The organism is Streptomyces sp. NPDC027962 (assembly GCF_055566095.1).
On sequence record NZ_JBVHTA010000002.1, the window covers coordinates 18,892 to 37,301 of the forward strand.

The 18,410-nt window shown below is 72.0% G+C and carries 12 protein-coding genes and 2 pseudogenes; 6 read left to right on the forward strand and 8 right to left on the reverse strand.

Translation table 11 applies throughout. The features are described from left to right. Window positions 1-132: 132 nt before the first annotated feature. The 4 genes and pseudogenes from ACZ4SA_RS01720 to ACZ4SA_RS01735 all read left to right on the forward strand — a co-directional run bounded on the left by ACZ4SA_RS01720 (window position 133) and on the right by ACZ4SA_RS01735 (window position 2,800). On the forward strand, window positions 133-588 hold the full coding sequence (locus tag ACZ4SA_RS01720; RefSeq protein ID WP_468268544.1) for a MarR family winged helix-turn-helix transcriptional regulator: 456 nt from the start codon (window positions 133-135) through the stop codon (window positions 586-588). A 98-nt stretch (window positions 589-686) separates the two neighbouring features. Further along, window positions 687-2,204: pseudogene (locus ACZ4SA_RS01725) on the forward strand (MDR family MFS transporter); the annotation flags it as partial. Beyond that, a pseudogene (locus ACZ4SA_RS01730) lies at window positions 2,179-2,322 on the forward strand (YceI family protein); the annotation flags it as partial. The pseudogenes ACZ4SA_RS01725 and ACZ4SA_RS01730, both read left to right, overlap by 26 nt. A 10-nt stretch (window positions 2,323-2,332) precedes the next feature. Then, window positions 2,333-2,800 (forward strand): PPOX class F420-dependent oxidoreductase, encoded by a 468-nt coding sequence (locus ACZ4SA_RS01735; RefSeq protein WP_468268547.1) that lies wholly within the window; start codon window positions 2,333-2,335, stop codon window positions 2,798-2,800. A gap of 69 nt (window positions 2,801-2,869) precedes the next feature. On the opposite strand, the gene ACZ4SA_RS01740 is transcribed toward ACZ4SA_RS01735, so the two are convergent. From ACZ4SA_RS01740 to ACZ4SA_RS01765, 6 genes are all read right to left on the reverse strand, one after another. Beyond that, window positions 2,870-3,649, reverse strand: a complete 780-nt coding sequence (locus tag ACZ4SA_RS01740) for a TetR/AcrR family transcriptional regulator (RefSeq protein ID WP_468268550.1) — start codon at window positions 3,647-3,649, stop codon at window positions 2,870-2,872. 82 nt (window positions 3,650-3,731) lie between these two features. Continuing rightward, complete coding sequence (locus ACZ4SA_RS01745) at window positions 3,732-5,255, reverse strand: MFS transporter (RefSeq protein ID WP_468268553.1); 1,524 nt, start codon at window positions 5,253-5,255, stop codon at window positions 3,732-3,734. 72 nt (window positions 5,256-5,327) lie between these two features. Next, the gene (locus ACZ4SA_RS01750) at window positions 5,328-7,454 is read right to left on the reverse strand and encodes an ArnT family glycosyltransferase (protein WP_468268556.1); all 2,127 of its coding nucleotides are present in this window, start codon (window positions 7,452-7,454) and stop codon (window positions 5,328-5,330) included. Continuing rightward, window positions 7,451-8,860, reverse strand: a complete 1,410-nt coding sequence (locus ACZ4SA_RS01755) for a bifunctional glycosyltransferase family 2/GtrA family protein (RefSeq protein ID WP_468268559.1) — start codon at window positions 8,858-8,860, stop codon at window positions 7,451-7,453. The genes ACZ4SA_RS01750 and ACZ4SA_RS01755 overlap by 4 nt, the downstream gene beginning before the upstream one ends. A gap of 26 nt (window positions 8,861-8,886) precedes the next feature. Further along, a complete protein-coding gene (locus tag ACZ4SA_RS01760) occupies window positions 8,887-10,482 on the reverse strand; it encodes a HAMP domain-containing sensor histidine kinase (RefSeq protein ID WP_468268562.1) in 1,596 nt (531 codons plus the stop codon). A gap of 1 nt (window position 10,483) precedes the next feature. Next, window positions 10,484-11,221, reverse strand: a complete 738-nt coding sequence (locus ACZ4SA_RS01765) for a response regulator transcription factor (protein WP_468268565.1) — start codon at window positions 11,219-11,221, stop codon at window positions 10,484-10,486. A 151-nt stretch (window positions 11,222-11,372) separates the two neighbouring features. Here ACZ4SA_RS01765 and ACZ4SA_RS01770 point away from each other — a divergent pair, with 151 nt between their 5' ends. Together ACZ4SA_RS01770 and ACZ4SA_RS01775 are read left to right on the forward strand one after the other, a co-directional pair. After that, window positions 11,373-14,297, forward strand: coding sequence for a LuxR C-terminal-related transcriptional regulator (locus ACZ4SA_RS01770; protein WP_468268568.1), 2,925 nt, complete (start codon window positions 11,373-11,375; stop codon window positions 14,295-14,297). Window positions 14,298-14,617: 320 nt separating this feature from the next. Further along, window positions 14,618-16,399: a S8 family serine peptidase gene (locus tag ACZ4SA_RS01775; protein ID WP_468268571.1), complete on the forward strand. Its 1,782-nt coding sequence runs from the start codon at window positions 14,618-14,620 to the stop codon at window positions 16,397-16,399. A 90-nt stretch (window positions 16,400-16,489) separates the two neighbouring features. On the opposite strand, the gene ACZ4SA_RS01780 is transcribed toward ACZ4SA_RS01775, so the two are convergent. Further along, complete coding sequence (locus ACZ4SA_RS01780; RefSeq protein ID WP_468268574.1) at window positions 16,490-17,386, reverse strand: amidohydrolase family protein; 897 nt, start codon at window positions 17,384-17,386, stop codon at window positions 16,490-16,492. A gap of 55 nt (window positions 17,387-17,441) precedes the next feature. Further along, on the reverse strand, window positions 17,442-18,314 hold the full coding sequence (locus ACZ4SA_RS01785; RefSeq protein WP_468268577.1) for a DUF2797 domain-containing protein: 873 nt from the start codon (window positions 18,312-18,314) through the stop codon (window positions 17,442-17,444). Window positions 18,315-18,410 lie beyond the last annotated feature (96 nt).

The following is an 18,410-nucleotide window of genomic DNA, read 5'->3' on the forward strand; positions in this document are numbered from 1 at the left end:
CCTGGATGACCCCCGCATGACTCCGCACATGCAAAGCCTTTTGGGTTCCTTTACCCATTCGGACCCTTTTCATTTGCCTGTAGCAACCAACGGGTTTTATCGTTGCCCTAAGCAACAAAAGCTGGAGGGGCCGTGGCCGAGCGGAGTCAGTACGAGGAACTGGCCCGGCAGATCAGTGCCGTCGGGGCCGTGAAGCGCAGCCTCGCGCGCATCCTGCCCGTCGAGTGCCCCTCGGGTTCGGCAGCCGTGCTGGCGCTCGTCGGCCGGTACGGGGAGATGCGCATGAGCCGTCTCGCAGAGCTGCTGGCCGTCGACATGTCGGTGACCAGCCGGCATGTGGCCCATGTAGTGGACCGCGGCTGGCTCGAGCGCTCCCCCGACCCGGACGACCGGCGCTCGCGCATCCTGCGGCTCACCCCCGCGGGCGAGGACCTGCTCGACACCCTCGGCCGGCGGACCACGGACATGTTCGCCCACTACCTCAAGGACTGGTCCGACGACGAAGTCGGACAACTCAGCGCGATGCTGGCCCGCCTCCGGGAATCCGTCGGGGACTGCAGGGCCCACGCCACCCGTACACCCGCGTAGAAGAGCGAAGGAAGTTCATGGCTGCAACCACACCGAGCGGTGTGCGGGGTGCCCACGCCAAGCATGGCGGCGGCTCCGCCGCCGACGGCGGAGCGCCGATGACCCACCGACAGATCATGGAGGCCCTTTCCGGGCTGCTGCTCGGCATGTTCGTCGCCATTCTGTCGTCGACGATCGTCTCCAACGCGCTGCCGGAGATCATCAGCGACCTGGGCGGCGGCCAGAGCGCCTACACCTGGGTCGTCACCGCCTCGCTGCTGGCGATGACCGCCACCACCCCGCTCTGGGGCAAGCTCTCGGACCTCTTCTCCAAGAAGCTGCTGGTCCAGATATCGCTGCTCATCTATGTGCTGGGTTCCGTGGTCGCCGGGCTCTCGCAGAACTCGGGCATGCTGATCGCCTGCCGGGTGGTCCAGGGCATCGGTGTCGGCGGTCTGTCCGCTCTCGCGCAGATCGTGATGGCCGCGATGATCGCGCCTCGCGAACGGGGCCGCTACAGCGGCTACCTCGGCGCCGTCTTCGCCGTCGCCACTGTGGGCGGCCCGCTGCTCGGCGGTGTCATCACCGACACCGACTGGCTGGGCTGGCGCTGGTGCTTCTACGTCGGCGTGCCGTTCGCGCTCATCGCTCTGATCGTCCTGCAGAAGACCCTGAAGCTGCCGGTGGTCAGGCGCGAGGTGAAAGTCGACTGGTCGGGTGCGTTCTTCGTCAGCGCCGCCGTTTCGCTGCTGCTGGTCTGGGTGACCTTCGCGGGCGACAAGTACGACTGGCTGTCCTGGCAGAGCGGCGCGATGGTCGGCGGCTCCGTCGTCCTCGGCGCGCTCTTCCTGCTCGTGGAGACAAGGGCGAGCGAACCGATCATCCCGCTGCGGCTGTTCCGCAACCGCACCATCACGCTGGCCTCGCTGGCCTCGCTCTTCGTCGGCGTCGCGATGTTCGCGGGCACGGTGTTCTTCAGCCAGTACTTCCAGCTTGCGCGGGGCGAGTCGCCGACGATGTCCGGCGTGCTGACGATCCCGATGATCGGCGGTCTGTTCGTCTCGTCGACCGTCTCCGGACATGTCATCACCAAGACCGGCCGCTGGAAGGCCTGGCTGGTCGCCGGCGGCGCGCTGGTCACGGCGGGCCTCGGCCTGCTGGGCACCATCCGCTACGACACCGAGTACTGGCACATCGGCGTCTTCATGGCCGTCATGGGTCTCGGCCTCGGCATGATGATGCAGAACCTGGTGCTCTGCACACAGAACCAGGTCGCCCCCTCGGATCTCGGTGCGGCCAGCTCGGTCGTCACCTTCTTCCGGTCCCTCGGCGGTGCGATCGGCGTGTCCGCGCTGGGCACGGTCATGGCCAACCGGGTCACCCACTACGTCAAGGACGGGCTCGCGGAGCTCGGCCCGCAGGGCGCGGCGCTCGGCCACGGCGGTACGGGCGGCGGCAGCATCCCGGACCTGGACACGCTGCCGGAACCGATCCGCAGGGTGATGGAGACGGCGTACGGGCACGGAGTCGCCGACATCTTCCTGTACTCCGCTCCCTTCGCGTTCGTCGCCTTCCTCGTCACGCTGTTCATCAAGGAGGTCGCCCTGAAGAGCAGTTCGTCGAACGGCGGAGCTGCGGCGTGAGGACTTCGCGATGAACTACAGCCAGGCGGTCCAGGCCGGTGTCTCCGCCATCGGGACGACGCTCAGGGTGGAGCTGGACATCCAGGCGGTGCAGGGCGGGCAGCTCCCGTAGGGTGCCGGCCATGGCACGCCACATCGCCACCAACACCCGGGTGGACCTCGAGCAGTTGCTGTCCTTCGTACGGCCCCGTCACCGGGCGATCCTGCTGACCCGCCGCGCCGACGGCTCCCCGCAGGGTTCGCCGCTCACCTGCGGGGTGGACGACTCGGGCCGGATCGTCGTCTCGACCTATCCGGAACGGGCGAAGACCCGCAACGCCAAGCGGGACGGGCGGGTCAGCGTGATCGTCCTGTCCGACGACTGGAACGGCCCGTGGGTGCAGATCGACGGCCGGGCGGAGGTGATCGACTCCCCCGAGTCGGTGGAACCGCTCGTGGAGTACTTCCGCAACATCTCCGGCGAGCATCCCGACTGGGACGAGTACCGCGAGGCGATGGTCAAGCAGGGCAAGTCGATCATCCGCGTCACACCGGAGCGGTGGGGACCGATCGCCACGGGCGGCTTCCCGGCCCGGCTGGGTGACGACTGACCGCGCGGAACAGGCTCGTGACCGGCCGGATCCGGCTCGTACGGGAGACTCCGTACGAGCCGGCGCTCCTCACCCCAGCCGGTCCTTGGACCGTTCCACCATCGCCTCGATGCCCGCGATCAGAAGATCGAGTGCGAAGCCGAAGTCCCGCTCACGCATCTCCTCGACCGTGTCGCCGCCGCGAGCCTCCATCAGCTCGTCGGCCTGCGCGAAGCTCTCGTCGTACTGCGGCTGTTCGCGGATCGATCCCATGGCCTCACGGAAGTACTCGTCCTGGCTCAGCCCGGCCGCCGCGCAGCGCTCGACGAAGTGGCCCTCGATGGTGCCGAAGCCGTAGACGAACTGGAAGACGGCGCCGAGCGCTCCCGTCCGGCCGTGCGGCGGCAGACCGGTGTTGCGGACGATCTGCTGGGCCGCCTGCGAGAAGGCCATGGAGTGCGGACCGATGTTCAGGTACGTGCCGATCAGCGGCGTCACCCACGGGTGCCGGACCAGAAGTGCCCGATATCCGGCGGCCAGTTCGCGCAGCTGACAGCGCCAGTCGCCGCCGGTACCCGTGTCGGGCAGCGGGACCGTGCCGAAGACCGCGTCGAGCGCCAGCTCCAGCAGGTCGTCCTTGGTGTCCACGTACCAGTAGACCGACATCGCGGTGACGTTCAGCTCCGCTGCCAGCTTCCGCATGGAGAACTTGGCCGCCCCCTCCGCGTCGAGGAGCCGGACCGTGGCTTCGATGATCTTGTCGCGGTCCAGGCCGGCCGGCTGGGCCGCCTTCCGCCCCCGGTCCGCCTTGCCCTCCAGCCACACGCTGGTTCTCATGGAACGCTTCGTGCGGTCGGTCGCACTCACCATCGCGCAGCCTCCTCGGTTCCTCCGGTGGGCGGACGGCGCCGGAACGCGCCGGTCCGCCCGGTCACGATGCTATGCCGCTGTGTCATGCAGTCGCTTCGGGAGCTTCCTCGGCCCCCGGAGCGTCCGACCGCTCGGCCCTGCGCAGCAGGAGCGCGGCCAGCAGCCCGCCCGCCAGCACCGCCACGGCACCGACCAGCTGACTTGTCTCGAGGCCCGAGGCGAAGGCCTCCGAGATCCGTGCCCGCTCGCCGGCGTCGTCCGCGGCCGCGAGGGCGGCGGGCAGCGAGGCGGCGCCCACCGCCGCGGGCACCAGCGCCGCGAAGCGGGAGTTGAGCACGGCGCCCAGGACGGCGACGCCGAGGCCGTTGCCGAACTCGGCGAGGGTGCCGTTGATGCCCGCGCCCACGCCCGCCTTCTCCGGAGGGATGGCGCTCATGATCGCGTTGGCCATGGCCGGCATGGACAGGGCCACGCCGGCGCCCATCACGACCAGGCCGAGCAGCATCCCGCCGTAGCCGTTCGCGCCGAGGACCGCGATGGCGGCGAGGCCGCCGGAGACCAGGGCCATACCGAGGGCGATGGTGACCGGCGTGCCCAGCTTGATCAGCAGCCGGGCGCCGACGCCGGTCATGTTCAGCGCGACGACGGTCAGTGCCAGCGGGGCCGTCCGCAGACCGGCGTCGAGCGGTCCGTACCCGAGCACGAACTGCAGGTGCTGGGTCAGCAGGAACAGCGAGCCGGTCATGCCGAACGCCACCAGGATCGCGCCGGCGACCGCTCCGATGAAGCGCTGGTTGCGGAAGAAGTGCATGTCCAGCATCGGGTACGGGATCCGCAGCTCCCAGAACACGAAGGCGCCGAGGACGAGCACGCCGACGGAGGCGGACGCCAGTACCTGTGTGGAGGTCCAGCCGTGGTCCGGGCCGGAGATGATCGCGTACACGACGGCCGTCATGCCGATCGTGGACAGCACCGCTCCGAGCAGGTCGGGCCGCTCGCCCTGCGGGTTCTTCGACTCGGGGACGAGGGCGACGACCGCGACCAGACCGAGCACGGCGACCGGCAGGTTGATCAGGAAGATCGCACCCCACCAGAAGTGGTCGAGCACCACGCCGCCGATCAGCGGCCCGGCCGCGAAGCCGAGGGAGCTGACGGTCGACCACAGGGCGATCGCCTTCACCCGCTCGGTCTCGTCGAAGACCTGCACGATGACGGCGAGGGTCGTCGTCATCAGCAGCGCTCCGCCGACGCCCATGCCGGCGCGCGCGGCGATCAACTGGCCGGAGGTCTGGGCGAGTCCGGCGGCGAGCGAGCCGAGGCCGAAGAGGGCGAGACCCGCGGCGAGCATCTTCCTGCGCCCGTAGCGGTCGGCCGCGTTGCCCGCGGTGAGCAGCAGGCCCGACTGGACCAGCGAGTAGGCGTTGATCATCCACTGGATGTCGGCCGTCGAGGCGTCGAGCTCCCGGGTGAGGGAGGGGATGGCGACGGACAGGACGGTGTTGTCGAGCAGCACGGTGAGCTGGGCGAGGCAGATGACGCCGAGGATCAACCAGCGCTGCGGGTGGCCCGAGGGGGCCTTCTCGGTCTCGGCGGTCGTTGCCGTCATTCAAGCTCCTTGTACGGTGTACGGGACTAGTTCCCGTACACCGTACAAGAGATTCCTCTACGCTGTATAGCGCTATTTCGGGTCCGTCAGGTCGTAGAGCGTCGCCCCACCCACGGTGACCTCGGTGAACGTCTCCTGGACCCAGGCAGAGATCTCAGAACCGGTGTTGCCGCCGAGACCTCCGCCACCGCCGCCCCGGCCTGCGTCGCCGCCGATGAAGTAGTGGATCCGCCCTTCGGCCACGTACTGCTTGAACCGGGCGAGGGTGGGCGACGGGTCGCTGCCGTTGAAACCGCCGACCGCCATCACCGGTTCGCCGATGGCGAGTTGGTAGCTCGCCGCGTTCTGGGAGCCGATGGCCGCGGCGGCCCAGGTGTACGCGTCGGCGTTCCGCTCCAGCGCGGCCGCGGCCTCGGCGCCGACGTTCGAGCCGCGCAGCAGGCCGCTCATGCCGCCGCCTCCGCCGCCTCCGTCCGCCTCACCGCGGCCGGGGAAGCCGTCACCGGGCATCCGGCCCTGGCCGTCCTGGCCTCGGCCCTGGGCCTGGCCTCGGCCTTGGCCCTGCCTCTGGCCTTGGCCGTCGGGCGCGCCCCGAATCGCGCCCTGCCCGCCGGGCGGCTGCATCCGGGCACCGCCGTCGTCCCCGCCCGCAGCTCCGGGCGGCCCGCCGCCGGGACCGCCGCCCCGGCTGCCGGCCACCGCGGGGCCCGCCGTCACGATGGAGCCCGAGTGCCCCTGGGCAAGCGTCGTCAGCGAATACGCCGCAGGCCCGGCCAGCGACACGACGAGGGCCAGGGCCGCCGCCCCGATCGCCGGCCTGCGACCCGTCCGGGCCCCGAGCAGCAGACCCGACGCGGCGACGAGACCGCCGATCAGCACCGCCGTACGCAGCCACGGCAGATAGTCCGCGGACCGGCCCAACAGCACGTACGACCACCATGCCGTCAGCCCCACCGTCGCCGCCGAAACGGCGGCCCACAGCGGCTTCGCCCGCTCCTCCCACAGCATCGTGGCGCCCATGCCGGCCAGCGCGGCGATGTACGGCGCCAGAGCGACGGTGTAGTACTCGTGGAATATCCCGGCCATGAAGCTGAAGATCCCCGCCGTCATCAACAAGCAGCCGCCCCAGACCACGAACGCCGCACGCGCCGTGTCCGAGCGGCCCGCCCGGGAGGTCAGCACCAGGCCCGCGACGAGCAGCAGCAGGGCGGCGGGCAGCAGCCAGGAGATCTGTCCGCCGATGTTCCCCGCGAACATCCGGTCGATGCCGCTCTCGCCCCAGCCGCGGCCTCCGCCGCCTCCGACGCTGCCTGTCTCCTCGCCATTGATCCGGCCGAGGCCGTTGTAGCCGAAGGTCAGTTCCAGGAAGCTGTTGTTCTGCGAGCCGCCGATGTACGGGCGCGACGACGTCGGCCACAGCTCGACGACCGCCACCCACCAGCCGCCGGAGACGACGATCGCGAGGCCCGCCAGGGCGAGTTGGCCGAGCCTGCGCCGCAGGGTCGTCGGCGCGCACACGGCGTACACGATCGCCAGCGGCGGCAGGACCAGGAACGCCTGCAGCGTCTTCGTCAGGAACGCGAGACCCACCGCGACACCCGCCCACACCAGCCACTTCGTCCGCGCGCCCTCGAGCGCACGCAGGACGCAGTACACGGTGACCGTCATCAGCAGCGCGAGCAGCGCATCCGGGTTGTTGAAGCGGAACATCAGCGCGGCGACCGGCGTCAGCGCCAGCACGGCGCCCGCGACCAGGCCGGCCGCCGGCGTGAAACGCCGTCGCACCGCCGCGTACAGCACGCCGACCGTGGCGACGCCCATCAGCACTTCGGGAACGAGGATCTGCCACGAGCCGAGGCCGAAGAGCCGCACGGACAGGGCCATCGGCCAGAGCGCCGCCGGGGGCTTGTCGACGGTGATGGAGTTGGCGGCGTCGGACGATCCGAAGAAGAAGGCCTTCCAGCTCTCGCTGCCCGCCTGCACAGCCGCGGAATAGAAGGAGTTGGCGTATCCGGAGGCGCTCAGGTTCCAGAGGTAGAGCAGGGTGGTGGCGAGCAGCAGGGCGAGGAAGGCCGGCCGCACCCAGCGGGCGTCGCCCTCCCTGCCGCGCCACACCCCCGCCAGGGCTCCGGTGTGCGGGCGGACGCGGCCCGCGCCGTCGGCCGTCGTGGGCCCGCCGGAGGGAAGTGTCGTGGTCACGGGATGTACCTCATGTCGTCGTGGGTCGGGCGGTTTTGCGCGGCGTCGTCGCGGGTCGCGCGGCCTTGCGCGGCGTTGTCGTAGATCGCGCGGCCTTGCGCCAACTCGCCGGCTGCCGCGCGGCCTTGCGCCGGGTCCTCGTGCGTCCGGCGGCGGTCGGGGAAGACCCACGCCCGGAAGAGCAGGAACCGCAGCACGGTCGCGGCGAGGTTCGCGGCGATCAGGACGGTCAGCTCCGTGCCGTGGGAGGGGCTGCCGGCCGCCGAGTCCAGGGCGGCGAGCGAACCACTGGTCAGCGCGAGTCCGACGCCCAACACGACGAGGCCCTGCGCCTGGTGGCGTACCGCCCGCGCCCGGCCGCGGACCCCGAACGTCAGCCGTCGGTTGGCCGCCGTGTTGGCGACCGCGGAGAGCAGCAGGGCGGTGGCGTTGGCGGTCTGCGGGCCGAGGCCGCCGGCGTCGCCGAGGCCGCCGCGGAAGAGCGAGTACAGCAGCAGATAGAGCAGGGTCGAGAAGGCTCCGACCACACAGAAGCCGACGAGCTGGCGGGCCAGTCCCCGGGGCACTCCCGGCAGTTCCCGGTCGCGCGGATCGTCGCCGAAGGGCCGTGCGAGGCGGTCCAGAGGCAGCGCGCCGACCGCGAGCGCGCGCCCCACCCGCCAGACGCCCTTGAGGTCCTCGGTGGCGGTACTGACGATGTGGACCGTCGAGTGGGGGTCGTCGACCCAGTCCACCGGCACCTCGTGGATGCGCAGCCCCGCGCGTTCCGCCAGCACCAGCAGTTCGGTGTCGAAGAACCATCCGGTGTCCTCGACCATTGGCAGCAGCCGCTGTGCCACGTCTCGCCGTATCGCCTTGAACCCGCACTGTGCGTCGGAGAAACGGGCGGCCAGCGAGGACTTGAGGATCAGGTTGTAGGCGCGGGAGACGAACTCCCGCTTCGGGCCGCGTACCACCCGCGAGGCGCGTGCCAGCCGGGAGCCGATCGCGAGGTCCGAGTGCCCGGAGATCAGCGGGGCGACCAGCGGGAGCAGGGCGTTGAGGTCGGTGGACAGGTCGACGTCCATGTAGGCGAGGACGGGAGCGTCCGAGTGGGTCCAGACCGTGCGCAGCGCCCGCCCTCGCCCTTTCCCCTCCAGCCGGTACGCCCGCACTTCGGCGATGCCCGCCTCCAGGCGCGCCGCGACCTCGGGCGTACGGTCGGTGCTCGCGTTGTCCGCGACGGTGATCCGGAAGCCGTACGGGAAGGTCCTGGAAAGGTGCTCGTGCAGCCGCAGTACGCACCGTTCGAGGTCGGCCTCCTCGTTGTGGACGGGGATCACCACATCGAGTACGGGTCGGTCGGCCGTCCCGGCGAGCAGGTGCTCGCGGGCCGGCAGGGTCCCCCATGGGGTGTCGGTTCGCATACCGACGAGCCTCGGAGGGACCGCTGTCACGCCTGTGTGATCAGCCTGTGGACCGTCTGTGAGTGGTGCGGGGCGGCGGGGCCCGCAGGCGGCAGCGCGACCGAGAAGACGGTGCGGCCGGGACGCGACCGCACGGACACGGCGCCTCCGTGAGCGGCGACCACGGCGTGCACGATGGCGAGCCCGAGGCCGGTGCTGCCCGCCTGCCGCGACCGGGAGGCGTCACCACGGGCGAAGCGCTCGAAGATGTGGGGGAGCAGTTCCTGAGGGACACCGGGGCCGTCGTCCTCGATCTCGAGTACGACGCCGGCCGGTGCGCCGGCCCTTGCGCCGACCATGCCTGCCGGTGCGCCGGCCCCGGAACGATGGTCCGGCGCGGTGGGGCGCACGCGCGCCGTGACGGCCGTGCCCGGGGGCGTATGGGTGCGGGCGTTGGCCAGGAGGTTGACCAGGACCTGGTGAAGCCGGGGCCCGTCGCCCCGTACGGTCGCCGGCTCGGGCGGCAGCTCCAGCCGCCACACATGGTCCGGTCCTGCCGCCCGCGCGTCCGCCACGGCGTCCACGACCAACCGTGAGAGATCAGTGCTCTCCTGCGAGAGCGGCCGTCCCGCGTCCAGCCGGGCGAGCAGCAGCAGATCTTCCACAAGCCCCGTCATCCGCGTCGCCTCTGCCTCGATACGGCCCAGTGCGTGCCGGGTGTCCGAGCCGGCCGTGTGCCTCTCGCGGCCGCGTCGCGTCAGCTCCGCGTACCCGCGTATCGAGGCCAGCGGTGTGCGCAGCTCATGGCTGGCGTCAGCGACGAACTGCCGTACCCGCGTCTCGCTCTCCTGCCGTGCCGCGAGCGCCGAACCGACATGGCCGAGCATGCGGTTCAGCGCCGCGCCGACCTGCCCGATCTCGGTGCGCGGATCGGCCTCGGCCTCCGGCACCCGCTCGTGCAGGGCCACCTCCCCGCTGTGGAGTTGCAGTTCGGAGACGCGGGTCGCGGTCGCGGCGACCCGCCGCAGCGGCCGCAGCGCCATCCCGACCATGCCGACGCCCGCGAACCCGGCGGCGACCAACCCGGCGCCCGTGACACACATCTCGACGACGATCAGAGTCCCGAGCGTGTTCTCCACCTCACGCGTGGGCATCCCGACCAGGAACGATCCCCGCACGCCCTCGGCGTACTCCACCCGGTACCCGCCCCGCCCCGGCAGCTCCACCGTGTGCGGCTCGCCGTCGCGCGCCACCGACGCCAGCGCTTCGCGCTGCGCCCGGGTGAGCGGCTGCTCGGTGGGCGCGGGGCCGTCCGGTTCCTCCTGGGTGCTGGCGACCGCCACCTCGACTCTGCCGTCTGCCTCGACCAGCGCGCCCACCGTCCCCACCGGCGCGCCGCCGCCCGTGACGAAGTCCAGCGGCCCCTTGCGCGGCATGCCGCCCGGCGGCTTGTCGTCGCTCCTGACCTGCGGCCCCGCGGCGCGTGCCGCCACCGCGCGCAGTTCGGAGTCCAGTTGCCTGTGGAGATGGGTGCGGAACGCGATCGTGGTGACCGTCCCGATCACCGCGCCCACCATGGCGATCAGCAGCACGGCGGACACCACCAGCCGGGTCCGCAGCGACCACGGACGGCTCACCGCCATCTCACTCACCCGGCTTGATCAGGTACCCCGCTCCGCGGCGCGTGTGGATCATCGGCGAGCGACCCGCGTCGATCTTCCTGCGCAGATACGAGATGTACAGCTCGACGACATTGGCCTGACCCCCGAAGTCGTAGCTCCACACCCGGTCCAGGATCTGCGCCTTGCTCAGCACCCGGCGCGGGTTACGCATCAGATAGCGCAGCAGCTCGAACTCGGTGGCGGTGAGATGGATCGACCGACCGCCCCGCGTCACCTCGTGGCTGTCCTCGTCGAGCGTCAGGTCACCGACGGCGAGCAGCGACTCGCTGCGCACGGCGGCCGTACCCGACCGCCGGATCAGCCCCCGCAGCCGGGCCACGACCTCCTCCAGCGAGAACGGCTTGGTGACGTAGTCGTCGCCGCCGGCCGTCAGCCCGGCGATCCGGTCCTCCACGGCGTCCCGGGCCGTCAGGAAGAGGACGGGCACCTGGGGCAGTTCACGCCGCAGCCGCCCCAGGACGGTGAGCCCGTCCATGTCCGGCAGCATGACGTCGAGGACGACCGCGTCGGGCCGGAACTCACGCACCGCGCGCACCGCCCCCGCGCCGTCGCCCGCGCTGCGCACCTCCCAGCCCTCGTACCGCAGAGCCATCGACAGCAGCTCGCTCAGCGACGCCTCGTCGTCCACGACGAGCACCCGCACGGGGCTGCCGTCCGGCCTGAGCATTTCTGTGCGCCCCCGGGGCGTGGTCGTGGTCATGTTCGCCAGCCTGTGACCTTGGCCTGAGAGGCTTCTTTTCCGAACCTGTGAATTCCCTGAGAAGGTACGGGCGCGCGCCAACAGATGTATACGGTGCATCGCATACGGATACCTCAGGGGATCGGGAACCGAGAGTCAGGGGACGAGCGGCGTGGTCACGGCACACGAATCCTTCTGGCAGCAGCGGCTGCGCCGGACGCTCACCGCGGACAGCGCCGCGCCCCTGCTCGTCCTGGTGGAAGGCGCTGCCGGTACGGGCAAGAGCCGCCTCGCCCAGGAGCTGACCGCGCTCCCGGAGGCCACCCGGGCCACCTGCCTGCGCTGGGCGTGCGGCGAAGGCGGCACACCGCCGGAGCCGGCCCGGGGCGAGCCGGTCCTGCTCGTCGTGGACGACGTCCAGCGCGCGGACGCGAACGAGCTCCTCGCGCTCCGCCGCCTGCTGGAACATCCGCAGCCCGGACTGGCGGTCCTGGTCACCTACCGGCCCGAGGAGCTGACCGACCCCGGGCTGCCCCTGGGCGCGCCACCGCCTCGTTACCCGCCCGAGCTGACCGTCCTGCGCCACCGCATCCAGCCGTGGAGCGCCGCCCAGGTCCGGCAGGCCGCGACGGGCGCACTCGGCGAACGCTGCACGGCCGAGGCGGTGACCCGACTGCACGAGCGCTCGGGCGGGGTGGCGCAGGTCGTGGTCGACCTGCTGGCGGTTCTCGGCCAGAGCACCCGGCAGCGGTGCACGGCCGCCGACGTCGACGCCGTCGGTGTGCCCGTACGGCTGTCCGACCTGAGCCTCGGCCGGACGGCCGCGCTGCTCCCCGAGCACCGGCCGATCGTCTGGGCCGCCGCCGTGCTGGACGAGCCGGCGACCGGCGACGAACTGGTCGCCGTGTCCGGACTGGGCCCCGAACACGGCAGGCAGGCCCTGCTCGCCGCGCTCTCCGGCGCGGCCCTGACGGAGGCGGGGGAGGGCCGATACGGACTGCCCGCCCCGCTCGCCGCCCTCGCCGTGCACGGGTCCGTGCCGGGACCCGTACGGCAGGAGCTGCACGGGCGGGCGGCGGACGTACTTGCCCGCAGACAGCCCGTGCCCTGGATATCGCTGGCACGGCACCACAAGGAAGGCGGGCGCGTCCGCGGCTGGCTGCGCGCCGTGGAACACGCTGCGCTGGAGGCCGCGGAGGCCGGACGCCACCAGGAGGCGATCCGGCTGCTGGAGCAGACGCTGGCCTCCCCCTCGGTGCCCCCGCGGACACGCGCGCGGCTCGCACCGATGCTGGCGCGCAGCGCGGTCGTCGGTCTGCGCTCGAACCAGACCGTCGAGGTGCTGGGCCAGATCGTCGAGGACCCGGCCCTGCCGGCCGCCGTCCGCGGCGAGCTCCGGCTCGATCTGGGACTGCTGCTGTGCAACCAGGTCGGTATGGGCGGAAAGGGCTGGCAGGAACTGGAGCGGGCCGTCGCCGAACTGAAGGACGCCCGGCCGGACCTGGCGGCCCGGGCGATGTCGGCGCTCGCGATGCCGTACTGGCCCGGGTGCTCGATCGATGTCCACCGGGCCTGGCTGGAGGGCGCGGCACAGGCCGCCGCCGACAGCGGGGACGAAGTCGTCCGCACGGCCGTCGCCGCCAACCGTGTGGGCCTCGCCATGAGTTGCGGCGACCCGCGGGCATGGGACCTCGTCACGACACTGCCCACGGACAGTCCTGATCCGCGATGCCGTCAGCATGCCGCGCGCGGCCTGTGCAACGCGGCGGACTCCGCGGTGTGGCTCGGCCACCACGAGCGCGCGGAGGAACTCCTGACGGAGGGCCTCGAACTCTCCGCGAAGAGCGGCGCCCCCTACACCGAGCACACCGCCCTGGGTGCCCGGCTGCTGCTCGAGTTCGTCACCGGGCGATGGGCCGGACTGGCCGAGCGGTGCGAGACGTTCGTGACGGCGACCTCCGACATGCCCGTCATCTGCGCCGACGCCCGCATGGTGCGCGGGCTGCTCGCCCTGGCACAGGGAGAGTGGGGGCGGGCGTCGTCCTGGCTGTCCGGCCCCGACGCCTCGTCCCACGAACACGCGGCGGCGCCCCTGGCCGCGACCACGTCCGGAGCCCTGATCCGCCTCGCACTCGCCCGGCAGGACCTGCCAACGGCGGTGGCCGAGGCCGAGAAGGCATGGGCGGACGTGGTGGCGAAGGGCGTGTGGGTATGGGCTGCGGAGCTCGCGCCCTGGGCCGTGGAGGCCACGGCGCGGGCGGGCGACCACACGACGGCCGGGGCCATGGTGGACGACTTCGCCGCGGGACTCTCGGGAGTGCAGTCGCCCGCCGCGTCCGCCGCGCTGGCCTGGAGCCGGGCCGTGCTGGCCGAGGCGGGCGGGCGTCCGCGGGACGCCGTCCCGCTCTACCGCCAGGCCGCGGCGGCGTACGCAGCACTGCCCCGGCCGTACGCCCAGGCCCTGACCACCGAGGGCGCGGCTCGTTGCGCGCTGGAGGCGGCGGCGACGGAGACGACGACGGCGGTGGAAGCAGCCGGGTCGGGCACGGAGGCCGGGGGCTGCACGGGCGCGGAAGCCGACGCGGGAGCGGACGGGAGCGGCGCGGAAGCCGGAACCGGGGCAGGCGCGCACGGCGGAACCGGGACGGGCGCACAAGCCGGGACCGGGGCAGGTGCCGTCGACCAGGCCGACGCGGCCGGTGCCCTCAGGGCCCGGGCCGTCGCCGAGTTGACCGCATGTACGCAGCAGTTCGCCGAACTCGGCGCCGTCTGGGACGCCGCCCGCGCCCGTGCCGTACTCCGCTCGCATCAGCCGGCCAGGGAGGTCCGGCCGCCCGGCAGGCCCTCGTACGGGGACCAGCTCTCGCCCCGGGAGAGCGAGGTCGCCGAGCTCGCGGCGACCGGGCTGACGAACCGGGAGATCGCGACGACGCTGCATCTGTCCCCGCGGACCGTGGAGCAACACGTCGCACGGGCCATGCGCAAACTCGGCACCCAGTCACGGCAGGACTTGGCCGAGACCCGTCCCTCGGTCGCCGACCTCCCGGCCCCGCATAGCGGTTCAAATGAGGCGGATTACCGCAGCAGTAGGGGTTAATCAGGTATCCGTAGCACCCCGTACCCGTATAGGCGTGTACGAAATCTCGCCGTAGGTTCCAGCCACTGGCCGACCGAACACGGTCCGCCGCGGGGGAGCTGCTGACCACGCGTCGTTCGGCCGGTGCCTGCACGGTCGGGCCCCCAACCCGCCCGTGCGCCCCGGCCGTCTCACCCAACCCCTCACTTCCCTGACGCGGCCGCAGGGCCGGCTTGTCATGACCCGAACCAACCCCACGCGGGTCATGCCTGCCGGAACGGACTTGAAAGGCAGCAGCCACTTTGAACGGTTCCAGACCCTTTCGCATATCCCTCCTCGCGGTGACCACCACCGCTCTGCTGTGCGCCGGCGCCGCCACCTCCATCGCCGCGCCCCTCCCCGGGCCCGCCCAGCCGGCGGCCGTTCCGGCCAACGCCACGGACAAGGCGCCCGTCGAGCGACTGATCGTCGGCTACAAGGCACAGGCCGCGGAGGCGAAGTCCGACGACGCGGCCGACAAGGACGCCGAAGCCAAGGGCCGCAAGGCCGGGGAGTCCCTCGACTTCGACCGGCGCCTCGGCACCGGCGCCGCGCTCATCGACCTCGGCACCGAGCTCGGCAAGGCCGACACCGAAGACGTCATGGCCGCCTTCCGCGCCGACCCGGACGTCGCCTACGTCGTCCCGGACACCCGGATGTACGCCACCGCCGTGGCTCCGAACGACACCGAATACCAGCGCCAGTGGGACCTGTTCGAGGCGACCGCCGGCATGAACGTCCCGGGTGCGTGGGACAAGGCAACCGGCGAGGGCGTGAAGGTCGCGGTCATCGACACCGGCTACGTGGCCCACTCCGACCTGGCCTCCAACGTGATCGCCGGATACGACTTCATCTCCGACACGTTCATGGCCAACGACGGCGGCGGGCGCGACAGCAACCCCGCCGACCCGGGTGACTGGATGAACCGGGGCGAGTGCGGCACCGACGCGAGCGGCCAGCCGGTTCCCGCGCGGGACACCAACAACTCCTGGCACGGCACCCACGTCGCCGGCACCATCGCCGCCTCCACCAACAACAGCAAGGGCGTCGCCGGAATCGCGTACGACGCGACGATCCAGCCCGTCCGCGTGCTCGGCAAGTGCGGCGGCACGACCGCCGACATCATCGACGCCATCACCTGGGCGTCCGGCGGCTCGGTCCAGGGCGTGCCCGCCAACCCGAACCCGGCCGACGTCATCAACATGAGCCTCGGCGGCGGCGGTGCCTGCGACTCCGGCACCCAGAGCGCCATCAACAGCGCCGTGAGCCGCGGCACGACCGTCGTCGTCGCCGCCGGCAACAGCAACGCCAACGCGGCGAACTTCAACCCCGCCAGCTGCAGCAACGTCATCACCGTCGCGGCCTCCGACCGCGAGGGCAACCGGGCGTCCTACTCCAACTACGGCTCCATCGTCGACATCACCGCCCCCGGCGGCGAGACCGCGGTGAGCTCGGCCAACGGCATCTGGTCCACGCTGAACACCGGCACCCGCAGCGTCGGCAGCGAGACGTACACGGCCTACCAGGGCACCAGCATGGCCGCCCCGCACATCGCCGGCCTCGCCGCCCTGATGGTGGACTCCGACCCCGCGCTGACGCCGGCGCAGATCGAGTCCGCGATCAAGAGCAACGCCCGTACGCTGCCCGGATCCTGCTCCGGCGGCTGCGGCGCGGGCCTCGCCGACGCCGCCGCGACGCTCGGCGCGTCCGGTGGCGGCGACCCCGAGCCGCCCACCGGCAACGTGTTCACCAACTCGGGCAATGTGAACATCGCCGACAACGGCGTGGCGGCCACCTCGTCCCTCTCGGTGACCGGCATCAGCGGCAACGCCCCGGCCGACCTCAAGATCGCGGTCGACATCAAGCACACCTACCGCGGTGACCTCGTCGTCGAGATCGTCGCCCCGAGCGGCGCCTCCGCCCAGCTGAAGGGCTCCAGCTCCAGCGACAGCGCGGACAACGTCAACACCACCTACACCGTCGACGCCTCCGGCGTCGCCGCGAACGGCACCTGGAAGCTTCGGGTGACCGACGTCTACAGCGGCGACACCGGCTACATCGACTCCTGGAGCCTGACCTTCTGACAGGTCCGCAACTCCAGGCCGGAACCAGGGCCTGCCGATGTCGAGGAGGGCATCGGCAGGCCCTCGCCGCACCCTCCCCTTCGTCCGCCTTCACCGGCCCGGCGTCAGCCCCAGTAGCCGCGCGCCGTTGTCGTGACAGACGGCCCGCAGCCAGTCGTCCCCGAGCCCCAGTTCCTCCAGCGCCCGCAGCTGGTGAAAGTACGGATAGGGGATGTTGGGGAAGTCCGTACCCAGCACGATCCGGTCCCCGAGGTCCGCGAGCCGCCCCCGCTCCCCCTCCGGGAACGGCGCGAACGCCTCGCCGAAGTCCGTGAACGCCATCGTCGTGTCCAGCCGGACCTCCTCGTACCGCTCCGCGAGAGCGAGGAAGTCGCCGTACTCGGGCATCCCCATGTGGGCCACCACCAGCCGCAGCCGCGGATGGCGCGCCAGCAGCCGGCCGACCGGCTCCGGCCCGGTGTGCTTGCCGGGCGCCGGACCGGAACCGCAGTGCATCACCACCGGCACCCGCGCCTCGGCGAGCAGCCCCCACACCGGGTTCAGCAGCGGGTCGCACGGGTCGTACGCACCGACCTGCAGATGCGACTTGAAGATCCGCGCCCCGCTCTCGACCGCCTCGCGCACATAGGCGGCCACCCCGTCCTCGGGGAAGAGTGTCGCGGTGTGCACGCAGTCCGGGGTCCGCGCGGCGAAGTCCGCCGCCCACCCGTTGAGCCAGGCCGCCATGCCCGCCTTGTGCGGGTAGAGCATCGAGGTGAAGGCTCGTACGCCGAACTCCCGCAGCAGCGCGACCCGCTCCTCCTCCTCGTGGCGGTAGGTTATCGGCCATTCCAGCCCGGTCATCGGGCCGACGGCGTCGAAGTAGGCCCACACCTTGGCGAGGACGCGCTCGGGCATGAAATGCGTGTGGACGTCCACGAGCCCCGGCAGCCCGAGCCGCTGCCAGAAGTCCCTGACATCGTCGCCGCCACCGATGTCGTCACTCAACGCCGTTCTCCCTCCACCCGTGCCCGTTCCCCCCTCTGTATCCCGTCCGCCCGCATCAGAACAGACCGTCCTGCACGCCCGGGTCCCCCGCCCCCACCTCGGCGACAGGCACACTGATCCCGGCCCCGGGGTCCGCCCCGACCAGTCCCCAGCCGGTCATCAGCCTCGTGTCCACGACGACGACCTGCCCCCCGAAGCTCCCCAGATGCAGGTCCGGCCCGGCGGCTGCGAGGAGCCGGCCCGCGACCACCCCGCCGTCCACCAGTTCGCGCACCACGCCGGTCGCAGCCGGCAGCCCGTCGAGCCCGAACACCCCGGCATGGTCGACCGCCTCGAACCCGATCCGCTCCAACGACTCCGCCCACCCGTTCAACGCCAGCGCCCGCCTGTGCAGCCCCTCGATCTCCGCGACCCGCTCGGCCGGGCCCGGCAACGCGGCCCGTACCGCCCGCTTGTCGGCGTACGGGATCCGGTCCGGCACCCCGAGAGCCGCACGCAGGAGTTCCTCCGTCCGCCGCGCGGCCATCAGCGGGCCGCGGCCCAGCCAGCTGAAGACCACCGCCCCCTGCTCCAGCAGCCGCGCCGGCCCGCGCGCCTCCGCGGTGATCCCGACCTTGACCATCCCCGGCCCGAACCAGGCCAGATACACGCGGTACGTGCGGGGATCGTCGGCGATCGTGTCCGCGGCCACCGAATGGGCCCGGTCCAGCCGTGCGCACTCCGGGCACCGCGCCTGCGTCGTCCGTCCGGGCACCACGGCGGCCGTGGGACACGCATGCCTCCGCGCGCCGACACACCGACGGGCTCCCTCGACCCGGAAACCCAGCTCCTTGCCGGCGACAAGCGGACTGACCCGCCCGCCCTCCCACACGAGCACGCCCACCCGCGCCCCCGAGGGCCAACTGATCCCGGCACAACGCCAAGCCATCCGTACCTCCGGCCGCTGCTCCCCCGACCCGCCCTTCCGCCCCCAACGCGAGAGGCCCCCGGATTATCTCCGGGGGCCTCTCGCCTGCTGTGCACT

Coding starts and splice junctions, on each gene's coding strand:
- ACZ4SA_RS01735 (WP_468268547.1), top strand. CDS start 2,333: ATGGCACGCCACATCGCCACCAACACCCGGGTGGACCTCGAGCAGTTG.
- ACZ4SA_RS01740 (WP_468268550.1), bottom strand. CDS start 3,649: ATGGTGAGTGCGACCGACCGCACGAAGCGTTCCATGAGAACCAGCGTG.
- ACZ4SA_RS01745 (WP_468268553.1), bottom strand. CDS start 5,255: ATGACGGCAACGACCGCCGAGACCGAGAAGGCCCCCTCGGGCCACCCG.
- ACZ4SA_RS01755 (WP_468268559.1), bottom strand. CDS start 8,860: ATGCGAACCGACACCCCATGGGGGACCCTGCCGGCCCGCGAGCACCTG.
- ACZ4SA_RS01760 (WP_468268562.1), bottom strand. CDS start 10,482: ATGGCGGTGAGCCGTCCGTGGTCGCTGCGGACCCGGCTGGTGGTGTCC.
- ACZ4SA_RS01765 (WP_468268565.1), bottom strand. CDS start 11,221: ATGACCACGACCACGCCCCGGGGGCGCACAGAAATGCTCAGGCCGGAC.
- ACZ4SA_RS01785 (WP_468268577.1), bottom strand. CDS start 18,314: ATGGCTTGGCGTTGTGCCGGGATCAGTTGGCCCTCGGGGGCGCGGGTG.